Source organism: Paenibacillus sp. PAMC21692 (assembly GCF_014303795.1).
GTDB classification, from domain to species: domain Bacteria; phylum Bacillota; class Bacilli; order Paenibacillales; family Paenibacillaceae; genus Pristimantibacillus; species Pristimantibacillus agaridevorans.
In genome coordinates this window covers 6,472,501-6,490,770 of record NZ_CP060293.1, presented here as the reverse complement: position 1 = coordinate 6,490,770, position 18,270 = coordinate 6,472,501, and the positions used below count along the sequence as shown (strand labels likewise).

Annotated in this window: 16 protein-coding genes and 1 rRNA gene (1 of these 17 only partly in view); 11 read left to right on the top strand and 6 right to left on the bottom strand. The window is 52.7% G+C overall.

Annotation, left to right across the window (positions count from 1 at the left end; translation table 11 throughout):
• Nucleotides 1–15 precede the first annotated feature (15 nt).
• Nucleotides 16–264, top strand: coding sequence for an AbrB/MazE/SpoVT family DNA-binding domain-containing protein (locus H7F31_RS26435; protein ID WP_179215969.1), 249 nt, complete (start codon nucleotides 16–18; stop codon nucleotides 262–264).
• Between the two features lie 358 nt (nucleotides 265–622).
• Complete coding sequence (locus H7F31_RS26430) at nucleotides 623–1,819, top strand: aminotransferase-like domain-containing protein (protein WP_187101230.1); 1,197 nt, start codon at nucleotides 623–625, stop codon at nucleotides 1,817–1,819.
• Here H7F31_RS26430 and H7F31_RS26425 read toward each other — a convergent pair.
• On the bottom strand, nucleotides 1,803–2,528 hold the full coding sequence (locus H7F31_RS26425; RefSeq protein ID WP_187101229.1) for a DUF2161 domain-containing phosphodiesterase: 726 nt from the start codon (nucleotides 2,526–2,528) through the stop codon (nucleotides 1,803–1,805). The genes H7F31_RS26430 and H7F31_RS26425 overlap by 17 nt on opposite strands.
• A gap of 241 nt (nucleotides 2,529–2,769) precedes the next feature.
• On the opposite strand from H7F31_RS26425, the gene H7F31_RS26420 reads away from it, so the two are divergent.
• The 3 genes from H7F31_RS26420 (at nucleotide 2,770) to H7F31_RS26410 (ending at nucleotide 6,447) form a co-directional block, all read left to right on the top strand.
• The gene (locus tag H7F31_RS26420) at nucleotides 2,770–4,665 is read left to right on the top strand and encodes a PrkA family serine protein kinase (RefSeq protein WP_187101228.1); all 1,896 of its coding nucleotides are present in this window, start codon (nucleotides 2,770–2,772) and stop codon (nucleotides 4,663–4,665) included.
• Between the two features lie 174 nt (nucleotides 4,666–4,839).
• Nucleotides 4,840–5,844: a globin-coupled sensor protein gene (locus H7F31_RS34510; RefSeq protein WP_187101227.1), complete on the top strand. Its 1,005-nt coding sequence runs from the start codon at nucleotides 4,840–4,842 to the stop codon at nucleotides 5,842–5,844.
• A 90-nt stretch (nucleotides 5,845–5,934) separates the two neighbouring features.
• Nucleotides 5,935–6,447 (top strand): YhcN/YlaJ family sporulation lipoprotein, encoded by a 513-nt coding sequence (locus H7F31_RS26410; RefSeq protein ID WP_187101226.1) that lies wholly within the window; start codon nucleotides 5,935–5,937, stop codon nucleotides 6,445–6,447.
• A gap of 74 nt (nucleotides 6,448–6,521) precedes the next feature.
• Here the strand turns inward: H7F31_RS26410 and H7F31_RS34055 are convergent, their stop codons facing one another.
• Complete coding sequence (locus H7F31_RS34055) at nucleotides 6,522–7,046, bottom strand: WGxxGxxG-CTERM domain-containing protein (protein WP_222622726.1); 525 nt, start codon at nucleotides 7,044–7,046, stop codon at nucleotides 6,522–6,524.
• Nucleotides 7,047–7,299: 253 nt separating this feature from the next.
• On the opposite strand from H7F31_RS34055, the gene H7F31_RS26400 reads away from it, so the two are divergent.
• Nucleotides 7,300–7,695 (top strand): hypothetical protein, encoded by a 396-nt coding sequence (locus H7F31_RS26400; RefSeq protein WP_187101225.1) that lies wholly within the window; start codon nucleotides 7,300–7,302, stop codon nucleotides 7,693–7,695.
• A gap of 63 nt (nucleotides 7,696–7,758) precedes the next feature.
• Here the strand turns inward: H7F31_RS26400 and H7F31_RS26395 are convergent, their stop codons facing one another.
• Together H7F31_RS26395 and H7F31_RS26390 are read right to left on the bottom strand one after the other, a co-directional pair.
• The gene (locus tag H7F31_RS26395) at nucleotides 7,759–9,222 is read right to left on the bottom strand and encodes a SpoVR family protein (RefSeq protein WP_187101224.1); all 1,464 of its coding nucleotides are present in this window, start codon (nucleotides 9,220–9,222) and stop codon (nucleotides 7,759–7,761) included.
• Nucleotides 9,223–9,296: 74 nt separating this feature from the next.
• On the bottom strand, nucleotides 9,297–10,760 hold the full coding sequence (locus H7F31_RS26390; protein WP_187101223.1) for an MFS transporter: 1,464 nt from the start codon (nucleotides 10,758–10,760) through the stop codon (nucleotides 9,297–9,299).
• A gap of 205 nt (nucleotides 10,761–10,965) precedes the next feature.
• Between H7F31_RS26390 and fabI the strand changes: the two genes are divergently transcribed.
• From fabI to H7F31_RS26370, 4 genes are all read left to right on the top strand, one after another.
• Nucleotides 10,966–11,727 (top strand): enoyl-ACP reductase FabI, encoded by a 762-nt coding sequence (fabI, locus tag H7F31_RS26385; RefSeq protein WP_187105553.1) that lies wholly within the window; start codon nucleotides 10,966–10,968, stop codon nucleotides 11,725–11,727.
• 208 nt (nucleotides 11,728–11,935) lie between these two features.
• Nucleotides 11,936–13,450 (top strand): arabinosylfuranosidase ArfA, encoded by a 1,515-nt coding sequence (locus tag H7F31_RS26380; RefSeq protein WP_187101222.1) that lies wholly within the window; start codon nucleotides 11,936–11,938, stop codon nucleotides 13,448–13,450.
• Between the two features lie 102 nt (nucleotides 13,451–13,552).
• A complete protein-coding gene (locus H7F31_RS26375) occupies nucleotides 13,553–14,461 on the top strand; it encodes an ArsR/SmtB family transcription factor (protein WP_187101221.1) in 909 nt (302 codons plus the stop codon).
• 273 nt (nucleotides 14,462–14,734) lie between these two features.
• The gene (locus tag H7F31_RS26370) at nucleotides 14,735–15,805 is read left to right on the top strand and encodes an S-layer homology domain-containing protein (RefSeq protein ID WP_187101220.1); all 1,071 of its coding nucleotides are present in this window, start codon (nucleotides 14,735–14,737) and stop codon (nucleotides 15,803–15,805) included.
• 49 nt (nucleotides 15,806–15,854) lie between these two features.
• Here H7F31_RS26370 and glsA read toward each other — a convergent pair whose 3' ends face one another.
• Nucleotides 15,855–16,817, bottom strand: coding sequence for a glutaminase A (gene glsA, locus H7F31_RS26365; RefSeq protein WP_187101219.1), 963 nt, complete (start codon nucleotides 16,815–16,817; stop codon nucleotides 15,855–15,857).
• Between the two features lie 43 nt (nucleotides 16,818–16,860).
• Nucleotides 16,861–17,643, bottom strand: coding sequence for an endonuclease/exonuclease/phosphatase family protein (locus H7F31_RS26360; protein ID WP_187101218.1), 783 nt, complete (start codon nucleotides 17,641–17,643; stop codon nucleotides 16,861–16,863).
• 323 nt (nucleotides 17,644–17,966) lie between these two features.
• Between H7F31_RS26360 and H7F31_RS26355 the strand changes: the two genes are divergently transcribed.
• Nucleotides 17,967–18,270: ribosomal RNA gene (locus tag H7F31_RS26355) — 16S ribosomal RNA — on the top strand (it continues 1,251 nt past the right edge of the window).

The following is an 18,270-nucleotide window of genomic DNA, read 5'->3' as shown; positions in this document are numbered from 1 at the left end:
AAAGAGGTGAAACTGATGAAACCAGCAGGAGTGGTAAGGAAAGTAGATCAGCTTGGACGCATCGTTCTTCCGAAGTCGTTGCGCAAGCGGTATCTGATGAACGAAGGCGATCCCGTGGAAATATTCGTTCAAGGAGATCACATCATTCTGGAGCGGTACCGCCCAAAATGCGTGTTCTGCGGTTCCATGAACGAAGTTCAAGAGTTTAAAGAAAGATATGTTTGCGGAGGATGCATGGGAGAGATGGGCTTTCTCAAGCGATAGCCGCTAACGGCAAGTTTGCCGGTCGATGCCCGCAAACGAAATGAAGCTTCTGCGCCAAGTTGATCTTGGTTCAGAAGCTTCATTCGTACTTGCGGAAAAAAAGCGCATTATAGCCCGCTGGTTTTGTCGTCGTTGTATGAGCTCGTCAAGATTGCGGCTATAAACAACACGAACACGGTGATAACGATCCAAAAGTTCAAACCAAGCATTCCATCGACACCTCCAGTTAACTATAGATATTATAACCAAGTGTGGAGAAAAAGAAAACTTTAAAAGTTGTGAACACATTGTTAACATAGAGGATATGAGTAATGTAATGTAGAAAATTATCGAAAGATGCAGGAGAGGGGCACAATCGATGGATTACCGATTTTCGACAAATGTAGCGAACTTAAAATCATCTGCCGTTCGCGACATTCTGAAGCTGACTCAAGGGAAAGACATGATTTCATTCGCGGGCGGGCTTCCGGCAGAAGAGTTGTTCCCCGTACAAGCCGTTCGAGAAGCTGCTGATCGCGTATTTACGGCAGGAACGGGGGCGCTTCAGTACGGACTAACGGAAGGTTATCTTCCGCTTCGCGAGCAGCTGTGCGGCCGTATGGCAGCCAAAGGCATGGCGGCTACGCCTGACGAAATGATTTTGACGACGGGATCCCAGCAGGCCATCGATTTGTTGATCGGCGTACTGACGGAACCGGGAGATATCGTTTTAGTAGAGAAACCGACCTATCTCGCCAGCCTGCAGGTGTTCGCTCTGCATGGTCTCCAGGTTGTCGCCGCCGATTCCGACGAGGAAGGCATCATCCCCGAGGCGGCTGAAGCATTGATCAAGCAGTACGGACCCAAGCTGCTGTATGCTGTTCCTACATTCAGCAATCCTACAGGCAAAGTTTGGAGCGAGGAGCGCCGCAAGCGTATGGTTGCTTTATGCAAGCAATACGGTCTTCTCGTTATTGAAGACGATCCTTATGGCGACATCAAGTTCAAGTCCGAGGAGAACTATCCTTCGATGTTCTCCATTGCAGGCCCGGCAGAGAACAATCCCGTCATCTATACGAGCACCTTCTCCAAGACGGTAGCACCGGCGCTTCGGACGGGCTGGGCAATCGGCGACAGCCGGGTCATCAGGATGATGGCCAAAGCGAAACAAGCGGCAGATCTGCACTCCAGCACGATGGATCAACAAATTCTAAGTCAACTGCTGCGAAGCTTTGATCTCGACGCGCACATCGCGCTGATCTCCAGGGAATACGGCGATCGTATGCTGGAAATGCACTCTCTGTTGGAGCAGAGCGGGTTGTCTGATCTGACATGGGTAAAACCGAAGGGCGGCATGTTCCTGTGGGTAGATCTTCCGGAGGGGATGGATGCCGAGGCTCTGCTGCGATGCGCGGTAGGGAAAGGCGTGGCATTCGTGCCGGGCATCTCCTTCTATGCCGGCGAGCCGAAGCGCAATACGGCGCGGCTGAATTTCACGCATAACAAGGGAGCCCGGACGGTTCAAGGGGTAGAACGCCTGGTCGAGGCGATCGGGGAATTCACGGTTCGAAGCTAGTCTCGGCGATCCAGCGCGACAGCACGTCGCCATAATGCGTCAGCGCTTCCGCTCCTTGCGGCTGCAGGGCGTACACGCCGCGATCGATCTTGCGGAACCAGCCGTAATGATTCTCGCGCATGAGCTGGCCGCTGCGGCTGAAGCCTGTCGCGGCGGCTACGGCCTTCGGCGCCGACGGACCTCGCGCTTGCAGTACGTATGCGCAGCGCAGAGCTTTCTCGCGGTAGGCCGTCACAAGCTTGCGGCCTGTGGAACCTCCAACGTTGTAGTCGCCGCTGCGTTCCCTGAATTCCGTGAGCAGCCGATCCCGCTTGCGATGCCTTGCTCCTCGAACAGGAGGATCGCCAGGCTCGCATAACATTTCAATGACCGGAGCTTTTGTCTTATAGAAAGTGACGGTCATCAGACCGAGACCAAGCATCCGGCACAGCTCCGTCAAGTCGCCGAATCGTTGATTGACGGCACCGCTTTTTTTGCGATTGCGTTCTACGGCCAGCACGACGTCGGCGTGGAGCCGAAGACGTTCAACCCCTTGCAGAAGCAAGGCGAGGTTGAACGTCTTTTTCATTTCGACGATGACTGTGTCGTCGCGCTCGGGATGATTGGCGACCAGGTCGCAATGCATCACCTCGCTTTTTACCGTATAACCCCTCGCTTCGTAATAACGTTTAATAGGAGGGTACAATTCCTCTTCCTTTATAACTGCCATTATTACCCAACTCCTTCCGGCAGGCTCCGGCATCTGCATATCTCCTTATTATAACAGGGGCTTGCGGCAACTTGTCGATTATTTGCGGAGCAGCGAACAAAATAATGGTCAATTTCCAGGTGAAATAAGCATAGGTATTTAATACTTCACAAAAAGTTGGACTACAAGGCGGCTGGCGCGGAAATGTTTCCCGAGCGGAGAAGGAATAGCGGAGATTGGAAGCGATGGGAGGAGACACGGCATGGACATTTTCAAACGAATATCCGAATACCAGGCGGAGAGCGAGAGGTTGGCATGGACTGGGAGCTTCAAAGAATACGTTGAACTTCTCAGGCAGGATCCCTCCCCGGCAATGACCGCGCATTCGCGCGTGTATGAAATGATCGAATCGTACGGGGTCGAGGACGCTGGAGGGCGCAAGACTTATAAATTTTTTGAACAGGAAATATTCGGTCTGGACCGAGCGGTAGAGAAGCTGGTGGAGGAGTACTTCCATTCTGCCGCAAGGAGGCTCGATGTACGCAAGCGGATTCTTCTCTTGATGGGACCGGTCAGCGGCGGCAAGTCGACGATCGTGACCATGCTTAAAAAAGGTCTGGAACGTTACTCGCGAACGCAGCGTGGCGCCGTCTATGCGATTAAAGGATGTCCGATGCACGAGGATCCGCTTCATCTCATTCCCCATGAGCTGAGGCAGGAGATCGAAAAGGAGCTTGGCGTAAGGATCGAAGGCAATCTATGCCCGTCCTGCCAAATGAGGCTCCAAACGGAATACAGCGGACATATCGAAAACGTTATGGTGGAACGCGTCTTTATATCGGAAGACAACAGGGTCGGTATAGGTACATTTAGCCCGTCGGATCCCAAATCGCAGGATATCGCGGACCTTACGGGCAGCATCGACTTCTCCACCATAACGGAGTACGGGTCGGAATCCGATCCGCGAGCCTACCGTTTCGACGGAGAGCTTAACAAAGCGAACCGGGGCCTGATGGAGTTCCAGGAGATGCTGAAATGCGATGAGAAGTTTCTGTGGAACCTGCTCTCCCTGACCCAGGAAGGCAACTTCAAAGCCGGCCGCTTCGCCCTCATCAGCGCCGACGAGCTTATCATCGCTCATACGAACGAATCGGAGTACAAGGCGTTTATCAGCAATAAGAAAAACGAAGCGCTTCAATCCCGGATGATCGTCATGCCGATTCCTTACAATCTCAAGGTGTCGGAGGAAGAAAAGATATACGACAAGCTGATCTCGCAGAGCGACATGAGACATATCCACATCGCGCCCCACGCTCTGAAATCGGCCGCGATCTTCTCCATTATGACGCGGCTGAAGGAAACGAAGAAGCAGGGAATGGATATCGTCAAAAAGATGCGGATGTACGACGGCCAGGAGGTCGAGGGTTTTAAGGAAGCGGATTTGAAGGAAATGCAAAACGAGTATGCCGAAGAAGGCATGTCGGGTATCGATCCCCGCTATGTCATCAACCGGATATCGAGTGCCTTGATCAAGCAGGATATGCAGTGCATTAACGCGCTCGACGTGCTGCGCGCCTTAAAGGAAGGACTGGATCAGCATCCATCCATAACGAAGGAAGAACGCGAGCGTTACTTAAACTTTATCTCAATCGCGCGCAAGGAGTACGACGGTCTCGCCAAGAAGGAGATTCAGAAGGCGTTTGTCTATTCGTTCGAGGAATCCGCCCGTACCTTGTTCGAGAATTATCTCGACAATATCGAAGCATATTGCAATTGGGCGAAGATCAAGGATCCCCTTACTGGGGAGGAGCTTGATCCCGACGAACGTCTCATGCGTTCCATCGAGGAGCAAATCGGCGTATCGGAGAACGCGAAGAAGGCGTTCCGCGAGGAAATTCTTATTCGTATCTCATCCTATTCCCGAAAGGGAAGGAAGTTTGACTTTACAAGTCACGAGCGCCTCCGCGAAGCGGTGGAGAAGAAGCTGTTTACCGATCTGAAGGATATTGTAAAGATTACGACATCGACGAAAACGCCGGATGAAAGCCAGCTTAAGCGCATTAACGAGGTATCGAAGCGGCTTATCGACGAACATTCCTATTGCCCGGTCTGCGCGAATGAGCTCTTGCGCTATGTGGGAAGCCTGTTGAATCGATAAGTAGTCCTCTCCGATTTAATAGTCCATATACGCAGCCTTTACCTTCTCCATAAGCGAGGGTAGAGGCTGCCCGTCGTCAAGAAAGTTGAACTTAATCTCAAATATTCTCTACAGAAATTTGCCGGATGCCGATATAATAGGAGTGATCGCACTACATTAGAGGAGCCGTGTATATTGATACAAGTAAATGCTGTACGTCGCAAACAATTGGATTTTACCGGAATTACGGAGTTGGATCTGCAATTGTTGAAGGGCTGTCGGCCAATCTTCGAGGAAGTCGTCAAGCAAGTCGTCGACCGCTTCTACGACAGGATTGGGAAAGAGCCGGAACTGGTTGCCATAATCGAAAGGGTCAGCACTGTAGATAGATTAAAAGAAACGCAGCGCGTTTATTGGCTGTCGCTTGCCGACGGCGGGATTGACGACGCTTACATCGAAAATCGGATCCGGATCGGAGCCGTGCACTCGCGAATTGGACTTACGACGGACTGGTATTTGGGTACTTACATGATATATTTGGATATCGCGACCGATGTGATGAGACAAGCCTTGCCAGATCGGTGGCAGCAGGTCGTGTTCGCACTGACCAAGATGTTCAATCTGGATTCGCAATTCGTACTCGAAGCCTACAATATGCACGAGCAGGTCAAAATCCAGGACCTTGCAGACGACCGTGCCTCCATGCTAACGACAGTTACGGGAGCCGTGCAGGAGCTGGCATCATTGATAACAGAGCTCGACGAAGGCGCTAATCAAATTGCGACAACCGCGATATCGACTTCGCAATCTCAAGATAAATCGCATATCTTGCTCGAAGAGCTGCGCGGCGAGCTTGACGGCATTAGCGAGATGGGGATTCTTATCCGCGGCTTGTCGGACCAGACACATCTGCTTGGTCTAAATGCGGCGATCGAAGCGGCGCGGGCCGGCGAGCACGGACGCGGATTCGAAGTCGTTGCGAACGAGGTGCGCAAGCTGGCCGCTTCGTCCCGTAACGCTATGGAGGGGATTGGGCAGAAGCTGGAGGAAATCGACAAGAAGCTGAAAGAGGTCCGGCGGGAGTCGGAGCAGACCTCGGAGCAAGCGCGCAATCAAGCGGCGTTGTCGGAGGAGCTTGCTTCCTTCGTTCATATGGTGGATAAAGTTACGCAGGATTTAAAAAGCCTTAGGGCGGATTAGAAGCAGCCGTTTAGGATGTAAGGAAAGTCATGTATAATTTCCATCCCTCTCTGCGAATGTTAAGAGCATACGACGGAGGTGGATGAATCCATGATGCCTTGGAGAAACGGGATGTACGTCTTGCTCCTATCCGGTATTCTCGCGCTGCAAAGCGGCTGCGGCGATACGGCGCCGGAGCGGAGGGACGGCTATGAGGCCAGGAGCCCGGGAGCAACGAAAGGAATAGGTCCGCTCGGCGTACGTTCGCAGAACGGTACGGCAAGGGTTGGGAGCGAACAATTGACGCGGATCGCCGAGCAGGTGCCGGGTGTCGAGGGAGCAATCGTCGCGTTAAATGGCGACACGGTTGTGGTCGGCGTATCGGTGGACGATTACGGCAAGCGCCGTATCGTCGAAAAGCAGGTGATGTCCCAGCTGTTGTGGCAATATCCGGAATACGATTATTATGTAACCTCGGATGATTCGCTGGTGGAACGGGTGCGAAACGCGAATCGGAACGGCGGCCAATACGGGATGCAGTCGGTCGCAATGAACGACGAAATTTCCGCGATCGCCGACGAGATCGCCCGCACGATGATTAAGCCGCAGCACATCAAGCGATAACAACCACGCATTATGAAGGAAGAAAGCCTCTATAACCGCGGCTGCGCGGTTATGGAGGCTTTTCGTTTCGTTAATTACGCCCGATCGCGTTCCCGATCACGGCTTCTCATGCCGGCAAGGCCAAACAAGCCCAGCAGACCTAGCCAGCCCCAGCTCCAGCCGCGATTATTGTTTGTCGTCGTCGCGGTAGCGCGGTAGCCATTGTTTGTCGTGTTCATGGCGCGGTAACGATTGTTGACCGTTCCATTGTCATTTCGTGTATCATAGGTGCGGACGCCGTTCTCGACCCGATTGGTTGCGCGGTTCACGCCCGTCTCGGCACGGTTCATGGCGCGATTCATGCCGTTCCCCACGCTGTTAGCGGCGCGTTCGACGTCGTATTCAACCCGGTTCGTCGCACGCTGCATGCCGGTTTTCATGTTGTTGTAGCCTTCCCGCATTTCTTCCCCGATCGTTTCTGTGCCATTGTAGCGAGTGGCGTTCATATTGGCGTTACCGCTTGGCTCGATACCCTCGTAGCGATTGGCATCCGCGGTCGGCGCCGTGAAAGCCAATGTGAAACATGTCAATAATGCTGCGAACAGGCCTGCTTTCTTCATGAACGTAAACATCCTTTCTAAATGGGAGTATTGGTTCATGAGTAGCTTGGGCGAAAGTCGCTGCCGCTATCCCGCGATTGGAGCACTTCTGCCATGGGAAGTATTTGCGGCCGGACCTTGCTTATCCATGGCATAATGCGGCGATTCGGACAATGTTCACCCGTTGTTCATAGCTATAGCCCGTAGTAGGCATGCGAAGCGGCCGGCGGGGATGGTAAGATAGGAGCAGAACTTTAATTTGGAAAGCTGGTGCATGATGACATCGAATCCCATCTCTAGAATTACTCCTGTACTGTTGGCTCTCGTGCTGTTTGTTGCGCTGACCGCATGTTCTTCGGGAGGCTCGGCATCTTCCGTCGATCCCGCCTCGGTGGACGTTACGGTCACGACGGATCCGGCGCCTGCCAAAGGGAACGAAGCTGTAAAGCTGGCCGGACAATTCACGGGCATCGAGCTGGATAAGTCGGCGACCGTTTCCTTCGAGATCCGCGTCGGCGATGAGACCGAAATCGTAGATGCCGAGTTTGCCGGAGACAACACTTTTAAGACAGACTACACATTTACCCGTACGGGCATTAACGAAGTGTTCGTCCATCTATATACCGGCGATCTTCACGTTACGAAGAAAAAGCCGGTCGAGGTTCAATAGACGGCAAATAAAAGGAGCAGCCTCAAAGGTCGATTGTCGACCCGCGAGATTGCTCCTTTCGCATTAAACGAATTTTCGGCTCGTTTTTTTTCCGTCGCAACTGAACACGATTTTTTTGTCCTCCACAAACGTCTCCAAGTGAACGTTTTTGCCCCACAGCTGCACGACGTAAGGAAGCGTGCGCTCCACGTATTTGAGATCCAGCTCCGTCCCCTCGTACTGATGAGTGAGGTACAATTCTCCGACGCGGTTGAAGTCGCCGTCTTTCACCATAAGGGAGGGGAAACCGCCGTTCACCTTGGAGTAAACGAGCTGTTCGCGGATGTTTTCCCAGGATTTATCCGTAATTTTCCACTCCGGCCCCTTCTTTTCAAAAATATACAGGTCCAGCTCATCGACCAGTTCCTTGGTCAAGTAATTGCGCAGAAAGGAGATGTCGGAGTCGAGCTCGCGCACCTCGAACATCTTCTCCCTGCCCTTGCCGGGCACGCGGCCGAACCGCTCTTGTTCCTCCTTCGTCGGCTTATCCCAACGGCGCTCGATGTCCTCGAATATTTTCAGGCCGAGATAATACGGATTCAGGCTATGGCGGGACGGCACGACGACGGAAGAATTAAGCTTGGCGAATTCGATCGTCTCCTCGCTTGTCAGATCCATCTCGCGGATAATGCGTTGATGCCAGTAGGAAGCCCAGCCTTCATTCATGATCTTTGTTTCGAGCTGGGGCCAGAAGTACAGCATTTCGTCCCTCAGCATGGTCAGAATATCGCGCTGCCAATCCTCCAGAACGGTCGAATATTCCTCGATGAACCAGACGATGTCCTTCTCCGGCCGCGGAGGGAAGCGCTTTGCCTCCAGGGCTCTCGCTTCCGCCTGCGCCGCTGCAGCCGCGACTGCTTCCGTATCGAGGTCCCACAGATCGTCGAAGGATCCCCCGCTTGCGGAAGCGGAAGCTTTGGCAGGGGGAGAATCCAACTCCTTGCTGCTCATCTCGATGTACCTTTTTTTGTCCAGTTGATATGGCTTGATGAGGGTTGGGTCGACATGCTCTTGAATCGCGAGGATCGCGTCGATGAATTTCTCCACCGCTTCCGAGCCGTATTGCATCTCGTATTGATGGATCCGATCGGCCGTCGCGGACATGCTCTCGACCATGTTGCGGTTGGAGACTCCGAATCTGGCATTGTTCTTGAAGAAATCGCAGTGCGCCAGCACGTGGGCGACGATCAGCTTGTTCTGGATGAGAGAGTTGCCGTCCAACAGGAAGGCGTAACAAGGATTGGAGTTAATGACGAGCTCGTATATTTTGCTAAGACCAAAATCGTATTGCATCTTCATCTTGTTAAATGTTTTGCCGAAGCTCCAGTGGCTAAAGCGGGTCGGCATGCCGTACGCTCCGAACGTATAGATGATGTCGGCCGGACAAATCTCGTACCTCATCTGATAAAAATCGAGACCGAAACCTTGGGCGATCTCCGTTATTTCATCGATGGCTCGTTCGAGCTCGCGAATCTCCTCTTGTTTCATGAAATATCCCTCCGGATTCCGAAATACGGTTCATACCATACTTATGTGGACGGGGGAGAAGTTATGAAGCGATTCTAGGAACCGAGCGCCTGCTCGCTCCGTTTGCCAACGGCTGATATAACGGCTACCGCCAATAAAATGAATCCGGTCAGCAAAAACCCTTGCTGTATGCCCAGGGACAACCATCCTAGCGTAGAGGAGCCCGCCACGACGCCGAGCGAGAAAAAGGCGTAGAAGTAGCCGTAGGCTCTTCCTCTTCGTCCGGACGGCGTCGAGCGGATCAGCATCGTGTTAATGGACGGGAACAAGAAACCGAAACCAATGCCGTACAATGCCATAACGCCATACAGGGCAAGCGAAGAAGAGGATGGCCCGATGAGCAGCTGGCTGACGCCCATCAGTCCCACTCCGACAGCCATCGTAATGGCAGGAGAGACCCGGTCGAAGATTCGATTGGTTGGCAGGACAAACACGAGTACGGCAACGATGCCGAACACGCTCATCAGCGTTCCGCTTAACCTCGAGTCGTACCCCAGCGATTGGACATGGAGCGGCAGCAGGTAGGCGATTACGCCTTGGGAAAACATGAGGAAGAAGGCGCCGGCATAAGCCTTCGCGATGCCTGCGTTTATAAACGGTCTTGCTTGAGGCGTTAGAGCGCCATCGCTTTGTTTGTTCGGCGCCGCCTTTAAATGGTTGAGGAACAGCGCGGATAGCACGGTAAGCAGCAGGCCAAGCGCCGCGACGCAAGCAAACACGAACGGCACGGACGTCTTGCTTGCCGTAATCCCGCTGAAAGCGGGGCCGACAATGGCCGCCAGGCCGACGAAGGTGCCGGTAAGAGCGACCTTCTTGCCTTGTTCGTTGCCAGCCGTCGTATTGGCGGAAAAGGTAAAGGCGGCAGGGACGATCAAACCGGCGACGAAGCCGTGTATGATGCGGACGGCGATGAGCAGAGCAGGACTGTCGACGATATGGTAGAGCAGCAGCGCGCCGCTGGACAAGAGCAAGCCGACCATGAGCATTCGGAAGGGGCCGAGCTTGTCCGTCAAAAAGCCGGACAGAATGTTGCCGATTGTATTGGACAAAGAATACAAGCCGATGACGAACCCGGCTACGAAGGCGCTGGCTCCTACTGAAGTGGCGAACGTACTCATGACGGGCAACTGCGCAAACAAGTCGAAGAACGAGAAGAACACGATGCTGTATACGAGCAGCGTAACGTTGATCGACCCCACGGCATATTTCGACTGAGCTTTTTTGAGCTGCCAGTCCAATACAAAGTTGCCGAGCGGAACGAAGGCAGCGGCGAATGCGGCAAGAGGCCATAACAAGCTCCATCTCACTTTCAGGGCGGCATACAAAATAGAGAGTCCGTACAAGACGAATATGCCGCCATGCACGCTACCCATGATGGTTACGGCTTGGTCATGTCCCCATACATATTTTAATGGCATGGCAACGGCAAGCAGCAAGAGCAGCGATATCCCGTCGAGCAGGCCCGTCGTGCGCAGAATGGTAATCGGATGAATCTTCATGAGCAATCTCCTCAGCTGTTTATAATGAATGGATGCACCTATTCTATCACCTTCGTCCTCCGGTTTGTTGACAAAGTGCGGATTGACACCAAACGTTAAAGATTGATAAGATAAGTTCAATATTTATAAATTGGTATCTGGTACTAAATCCAGGTACTAAATTCAAGTATATAACTTATCCGAGGTGATCGCATTGAGCAATTGGATGACGGGCAAAAATATAGTAGTTATGGGCGTAGCAAACGAAAGAAGCATCGCATGGGGCATCGCCAAATCGCTTTATAAAGCAGGAGCGAGCCTCATCTTTACCTACCGGAAGGAACGTTCTTTTCAGAAGCTGTCCCAGCTGCTGGAGGAGAAGGGCATTGAGCCGCTTATGACCGTAAGCTGTGATATTTCGGAGGACGCCAGCATACAGGCTGCCTTCGACGCAATAGGGGCGCGCGTTGGGATCATCCATGGAGTCGCGCATTCTATTGCATTCGCGGACAAGGATGAGTTAAAGGGGGAATATGCCAATACGTCTCGCGAAGGTTTCCTTCTTGCCCAGGACGCCAGCGCTTATTCGCTCGTTGCCGTGGCCCGCGAAGCGAGGAAGTGGATGAGCGAAGGCGGCAGCATCGTGACTCAATCCTATATTGGAGCTGAAAGGGTCGTGCGCAATTACAATGTCATGGGCGTGGCGAAGGCGTCGCTGGAAGCCAGCGTTCGCTACTTGGCAGAGGATCTGGGCCAATTCGGCATTCGTGTGAACGCGGTATCCGCGGGACCGATTCGAACGCTCGCAGCCAAGGGTGTATCGGGCTTCAACGATATAATGTCGACGATCCAGCAGAAGGCTCCGCTCAGACGGAATATCGATCAGGACGAGGTTGGCGATGCCACCCTGTTTTTGCTCAGTCCATTGTCCAGAGCGGTTACCGGCGAAGTTCTTCACGTCGATGCCGGCTATCATATAATCGGTTGAAGCGGTTCCGCCGCTATGCCTATAACCATTGACCATAAGGTTGATGGTTTTTTTTGCGAGGAGAATGTGCAATTAACATTCCAATAAATTAACTAAAATATGAATTCATTATAGTTAAAATTAGGTGTTGAATTAATTCATGTGATGTTGTTTAATAGAGCTATCAACTCACTAGAACTTGAACTTGAACAAAGGAGAGGGAAAAGGTATGACTCAACGGGCGAAGATGATAGTGGACAAAGACTTTATAATCGGACAGGTTGACGATCGGATATACGGTTCGTTTATCGAACACTTGGGCAGAGCCGTATACGGAGGCATATATGAAGAGGGACATCCCGACGCGGACGAGCAGGGCTTCCGGAAGGACGTGCTTGAGCTGGTGAAGGGACTGCAGGTGCCGATCGTCCGTTATCCGGGGGGCAATTTCGTATCAGGCTACAATTGGGAAGACGGAGTCGGTCCCGTAGCGGATCGTCCTAGACGGCTGGAGCTGGCATGGAGGACGATCGAGCCGAACTGGATCGGCTTCAACGAATTCATGGACTGGTGCGGCAAGGCGGGTACGGAAGCCATGATGGCGGTCAACCTCGGGACGCGCGGCATCGACGATGCCCGCAATCTGGTGGAATACTCCAACCATGCATCGGGTTCTTACTGGAGCGATCTGAGACGTTCGCACGGTTATGAAACGCCGCATGCCGTAAAGACCTGGTGTCTGGGCAACGAGATGGACGGACCTTGGCAGATCGGCAGCAAGACGGCGGTAGAATACGGACGTCTCGCCAACGAAGCGGGCAAGACGATGAGGCTTGTCGATCCAAGCATCGAGCTGGTCGCTTGCGGAAGCTCCAGCCGGACGATGTCGACGTTCCCGGAATGGGAAGCTACGGTACTGGATCTCACTTACGATACGGTCGATTATTTATCGATCCATCAATATTTCGGCAATCAGAAGGGCGACGCGAAAAACTTCCTGGCCCAGTCCGTCGGCATGGATCAGTTCATCCATACGGTCATTTCTACGGCCGACTACGTGCAAGCGAAGAAGCGGAGCAAGAAAAAGATTCATCTCTCCTTCGACGAATGGAATGTATGGTTCCATTCTCACGATCACGACAGAAAGCTGGACCCATGGTCGATCGCTCCGCCGCAGCTCGAGGATGTCTACACGCACGAAGACGCGCTTGTTGTCGGTTGTATGCTGATTAGCCTGTTAAAGCGCGCGGATCGCGTCAAGATGGCCTGCATGGCGCAGCTCGTCAACGTCATTGCGCCTATTATGACGCGTAATGGCGGTCCCGCATGGAAGCAGACGATCTATTATCCTTACATGCATGCGAGCGTGTTTGGACGCGGTCAAGTGCTTGTGCCGCTCATTCAATCGCCGAAGTATGACAGCGCAGACTTCACGGATGTGCCGTACGTAGAATCCGTCGCCGTCTACAACGAAGAAAAGAGCGAAGTGACTGTGTTTGCCGTAAACCGTTCGCTGGAGGAAGCGATTCCGTTCGAAATCGATCTGAGAAGCTTCGGCGCGGCATCAATCGTAGAGCATATCGTCCTCGAGAACGACGATCTGCTTGCGACGAATACGGAGCATCGTCCTGACCAAGTGCGGCCCCATGCCGATGGACGGTCGACAATGGACGCAAGCGGCAAGCTGGAGAGCATTTTGAACAAAGCGTCATGGAACGTTATTCGCCTGAAACTGCAATCCTAATTGAATGCCGACTCTCACGGGGACGGAGAAGGAGCCGGGATGCTGCTTATCCGTCCTCTTTTGTTGTATGATAGTAGCATGCGGAAGGATGGGATTGGATAGATGATACAGGCGAATACGGATGCGAAGTGGCTGCCGTTATACGAAGCGCTGGCTTCCGAAGTGCGGCTTGCGATATTGAATTTGCTCTCGGCGGAGGCCATGAACGTCAAAGATATAGCCGCTGCGCTCGGCCTGAGCAGCGCGATTGTCACGATGCACATCCGGAAGCTCGAGGCTGCCGGATTATTGCATACGCGTATGGTGCGCAAGGATGGCGGCACCCACAAGATGTGCGAGCTGGCGGAGCAAAACATTCGAATCGAGCTCCCGCACAAGCGTGATCAAGCGATGAAATCGCATGAGACCATGATTCCGATCGGCCATTATACGGAATGCGACATTCATCCGACATGCGGCATCGCCACGAGAGAGAACTTTATCGGCCAATTCGACGATCCAAGATACTTCCTGGATCCCGAACGAATGAACGCGGGCATCTTATGGTTCGGACATGGCTTTGTGGAATACAAAATACCGAATTATTTGCTGACCTCCCAACATCCGGAGGCACTTGAGATTATGCTCGAGATCGGCTCCGAGGCGCCGGGCGTCAATGAGCATTGGCCTTCCGATATTAGCTTCCAACTGAATGCATGCGAGCTTGGCACATGGACGAGCCCTGGCGACTATGGGAACAAACGAGGGAAGTTCTCGCCCAGCTGGTGGCCGGAATCCGTCAATCAATATGGACTGCTAAAGCTGATTCGGATACAGGAGGACGGGACTTACATCGACGGGCAGCGAATGTCGAACGTGACGCTGGGAGAGATCGCCCTTCATCGGAACCAATGGACGGTCCGTATCGGCGTTCAACCCGATGCCGAGCATGTTGGCGGCGTTACTTTATTCGGAAGCGGCTTTGGCAATTACAATCAGGATATTATTTTCAAAGTGTTCTATTCGGAATAAACGACCTGTATTTCCCTGTAGTCCTGCCTTGCGGATTCTGATATCCTTCTTTAGAGGTTGTTCAAAAAGTCCGCTTTTGATCACGAAGTATGCCAAGAAGCATACTCGACATCGAATATGGAACGCAAGCGAAACTTCCGGTGCTCACGTAGCTTCCACTACGCTCCGCTCCTCAGTTTCTACTTTCATTCCATCTTCTCGGTGCTGAAAACCGAACTTTTTGAACTCGCAATTAAGGAATCAATAATCCTGCAGTTGAAGGGGGACTTCGATATGAAAAAATCAATGAAGCAAGGCGCAGTCGCTTTGGCGGCAGGGATGCTTATTGCTGCTTCGATACTGCCTGCGGCTGCAAGCGCGGCTTCAGAGCATTCCTTTGAAATGTATTTTCCCGTGGATATAGAAAACCATTGGGCTTACCAGGAGCTCGACAACTTCGTCGTGGCCGATCTTCTGAAAGGATATCGCACGGACGAAGGCGAGGTAGAGATCAGGCCGGAGCAGAGCATCTCCCGAGCTGAATTCGTGACGCTGCTCGTACGCTCGCTGGGACTTAAGAGCGAAAAAGAGCAGGCTGCTTTCCAGGATGTGCCGTCGGGAGAGTGGTACGCCGATTCTGTGCAAATCGCGAGCTCGCTAGGCATCGTAAACGGCATAACAACGACAGAATTTAAACCACATCAGCTCATTGAACGCGGCGAAATTGCGGCAATGGTCGTTCGCGCTTTCACGGACGTGATGGAGACAGAGGATGGAACGGAATCGGAGGCTGCGCCATTCGAGGACGTTCCCGCCAGCGGTTATTTCGCAGCCGATGCCATTGCATCAGCGAACCGGGCAGGCATCGTAAACGGCATAACGGAGCTTGAATTCAAGCCCTTTCAACATGCGAAGCGAGCGGAGGCCGTCGTCATGCTTCAGAGAACATTGAATCAGCAGGACGGCGATCTGCCAAGCGTCGAGCAGCTGGAATCCGTTATTCTGACTGCGGACGAAGCAGAGCTTGCAGCCATTAATCAAGGCGAACTGGAGGGACTGTCGTCCTTGCTGGGGAAACAATATACGGCATTCCAGCTCACCTCGCTGGAGCAATATATTGAAGGCATGAAGGAGCTAGTCGGCGACGGCATTGCCATCAGCGTCGAGGAGACGGGGGAACGCAGCATCGAGCTGGTATCCGCCTCCGACCGTTATGCCATCGTAAAGTCGACGGGAGGCTCATGGTTGTTCAAGTATGCATACGATGGACAGCAACAGGCGGAGACCGTATCAAGCGATGGCCATTATTACATGAAAAAAACCGAAGACGGCTCCTGGAAGGTTTACGCCATCTTCGAACAATAATGCAAAAAACCTCTCATCCCGATTTGTTTGGGCGAGAGGTTTTTGTATTCTAGAACAGGCTCCAGTCAAGGGACTGGGAAATGGTCTCCAGCAGATGGACGCCCGCGATGCTGTTGCCCTTCGGATTTAACGATGGCCCGACGATGCCAATGCCATATCGACCCGGAACGAGGGTTAAAATGCCGCCGGCGACGCCGCTCTTGGCAGGCAGGCCCACCTCGATCGCGAATTGTCCGGAGGCGTTGTACATGCCGCAAGTCACCATGAAGGTTTTGGCGATCTGGACGTATCTGCGAGGGATCAGCGCCTCGCCGGACAGGGGGTCCGTTCCGTCGTTAGCGAGCACTAGCGCCATTCGAGACAGATCGCTGCAGGTAACGGCTATGGAGCAATGGCGGAAGTAAACGTCGAGGACGTCGTCGACCTTTCCCTTCAAGACGCCTTTATCTTTGAGGAAATAGGCCATGGAGCGATTTAAATCGGCACTGAGCGCCTCTGAGCGGTAGACGTCGAGATCGTAAGCAAGTTCCGGGTTGCCGGCTAACCGACGGAAAAACCGCAGAACGCGTTCGGACTTCTCTTCGGGACCGTCACCCCCGATCAGAGACGATATGGCAATCGCTCCAGCGTTAATAAGCGGATTAAAAGGAATGCTCGGCTGCACCAGCTCGAGCTTCAGCATGGAATTAAAGTTGTCGCCCGTCGGCTCCATCCCCACCTTGTCGAATACGATCTCCGGACCCCGGTCGATCAAGGCAAGCAGCAGGGTAAATACTTTGGATATGCTTTGCATCGTAAATGACAGTCCGCAATCGCCAGCAGTTACGGAATTGCCGGAAAAGTCGATGACATGAATGCCAAGCGCATCCGCCGGAGCTTTGGACAGCTCCGGGATATAGGAGGCTACTTTGCCGGCCTGGCACATCGTTTTGCTTGTTTTCACCCAGCCCGGCAACAAAGCGCGAAGTCGTTCGAGCTCCTCGCTTTGATGTGGTAAGTTCGTACTACTCATAAAAATGGAGCCTCCTTGTTAATGGGTTGCAGTCGCTAATGAATTACAGCGAGAGCTTCGCGACGACAGGGTAATGGTCGGAAGGATATCGACCGTTTATGTTGCTTCTTATGATGCTGCTCTCCTCTACCGACACATTAGGGCTTGTAAAAATATAATCGATCGGCTCGCCCGGGGTCCCCCCCTCGAATGCGTGGAAGGTCCGTCCCAAGGGTTCGATAATGGCGCTATAAGCGTCGGTTAATTGTTCGGCCAACAAGCGGATAGCGGCATCATTGGGGTGACAATTCAGATCGCCGGTCAGGATGCAAGGGGCTTCGGAAGGTTGGATGATGTCAACGATCTTGTCCAGAATCAACTGCGCGCTTCGGGCGCGGGCCAGCTCGCCGATATGGTCGAAGTGGGTATTAAAGAGATAAAGTTGATTTCCGGAATGATGAACGGATTCCAGCCGAGCCCAGGTGCAGAATCGGGGGTAATCGGCGTCCCAAGCTTTCCCGGAAGGCCGCTCCGGTGTCTCCGACAGCCAGAATTGTCCTTCTTCAAGCAAGGCGAGCTGACGTTTGTCGTAATAGATCGCGCAGCATTCGTCCAGACTTTCGTCGCCGCTTCTATAGCCTGCTCGGCCTTCGCCGATGCGGGTATATGCCGGCAGCAGGCCGTCTAGATCCTCGAGCATATCGTATCTTCCTTCTTGGGTGCCGATGATCGCCGGGTTATACGACAAGATAGTATCGGCGACTTGCTGCTTGCGGTTAGGCCAAGCATTGTCCCCGTCGGAGGGCACATTCACTCTCAGGTTGAAAGTCATTACAGTAAGCTTCATAAAGCACACCACCTTTATATAGTTGTTTTTATTATATCCGGTCCGATGCGACATCGAACAGATGGGCAGCCGAAGAGTTATTTAATCTTTTTGAAAAAAAAGTTTAGCAAAAGGCTTGACCAATCTATCAGTGTCATGGTATATTCTAATTCCGGCCGAGATAACTTGGTTGGAGCGAAAGAAAAGATTGTTCTTTGAAAACTGAACAACGAGCGAAACTGCCCGATACAATCGCAAGATTGAATCGAATAACAAACTTTCGAAATTGGCTTGTCCAATGAGGAAGTTTGGATAGCAACAACGTAATGAGCAAGTCAAACACCTTAATGGAGAGTTTGATCCTGGCTCAGGACGAACGCTGGCGGCGTGCCTAATACATGCAAGTCGAGCGGAGTTGATGAGGTGCTTGCACCTCTGATGCTTAGCGGCGGACGGGTGAGTAACACGTAGGTAACCTGCCCGACAGACCGGGATAACATTCGGAAACGAATGCTAATACCGGATACGCGATTTGGTCGCATGGCCGAATCGGGAAAGACGGAGCAATCTGTCACTGTTGGATGGACCTGCGGCGCATTAGCTAGTTGGTGAGGTAACGGCTCACCAAGGCGACGATGCGTAGCCGAC

What these genes read in the sequence shown, in the direction of transcription:
- fabI (WP_187105553.1), top strand. Translation starts at nt 10,966, where the DNA reads ATGACGGGCAAAAATATAGTAGTTATGGGCGTAGCAAACGAAAGAAGC.
- H7F31_RS26400 (WP_187101225.1), top strand. Translation starts at nt 7,300, where the DNA reads ATGATGACATCGAATCCCATCTCTAGAATTACTCCTGTACTGTTGGCT.
- H7F31_RS26390 (WP_187101223.1), bottom strand. Translation starts at nt 10,760, where the DNA reads ATGAAGATTCATCCGATTACCATTCTGCGCACGACGGGCCTGCTCGAC.
- H7F31_RS26370 (WP_187101220.1), top strand. Translation starts at nt 14,735, where the DNA reads ATGAAAAAATCAATGAAGCAAGGCGCAGTCGCTTTGGCGGCAGGGATG.
- H7F31_RS26435 (WP_179215969.1), top strand. Translation starts at nt 16, where the DNA reads ATGAAACCAGCAGGAGTGGTAAGGAAAGTAGATCAGCTTGGACGCATC.
- H7F31_RS34055 (WP_222622726.1), bottom strand. Translation starts at nt 7,046, where the DNA reads ATGAAGAAAGCAGGCCTGTTCGCAGCATTATTGACATGTTTCACATTG.
- H7F31_RS26420 (WP_187101228.1), top strand. Translation starts at nt 2,770, where the DNA reads ATGGACATTTTCAAACGAATATCCGAATACCAGGCGGAGAGCGAGAGG.
- H7F31_RS26425 (WP_187101229.1), bottom strand. Translation starts at nt 2,528, where the DNA reads ATGGCAGTTATAAAGGAAGAGGAATTGTACCCTCCTATTAAACGTTAT.
- H7F31_RS26380 (WP_187101222.1), top strand. Translation starts at nt 11,936, where the DNA reads ATGACTCAACGGGCGAAGATGATAGTGGACAAAGACTTTATAATCGGA.
- H7F31_RS26375 (WP_187101221.1), top strand. Translation starts at nt 13,553, where the DNA reads ATGATACAGGCGAATACGGATGCGAAGTGGCTGCCGTTATACGAAGCG.
- H7F31_RS26360 (WP_187101218.1), bottom strand. Translation starts at nt 17,643, where the DNA reads ATGAAGCTTACTGTAATGACTTTCAACCTGAGAGTGAATGTGCCCTCC.
- H7F31_RS26430 (WP_187101230.1), top strand. Translation starts at nt 623, where the DNA reads ATGGATTACCGATTTTCGACAAATGTAGCGAACTTAAAATCATCTGCC.
- H7F31_RS26410 (WP_187101226.1), top strand. Translation starts at nt 5,935, where the DNA reads ATGATGCCTTGGAGAAACGGGATGTACGTCTTGCTCCTATCCGGTATT.
- glsA (WP_187101219.1), bottom strand. Translation starts at nt 16,817, where the DNA reads ATGAGTAGTACGAACTTACCACATCAAAGCGAGGAGCTCGAACGACTT.
- H7F31_RS26395 (WP_187101224.1), bottom strand. Translation starts at nt 9,222, where the DNA reads ATGAAACAAGAGGAGATTCGCGAGCTCGAACGAGCCATCGATGAAATA.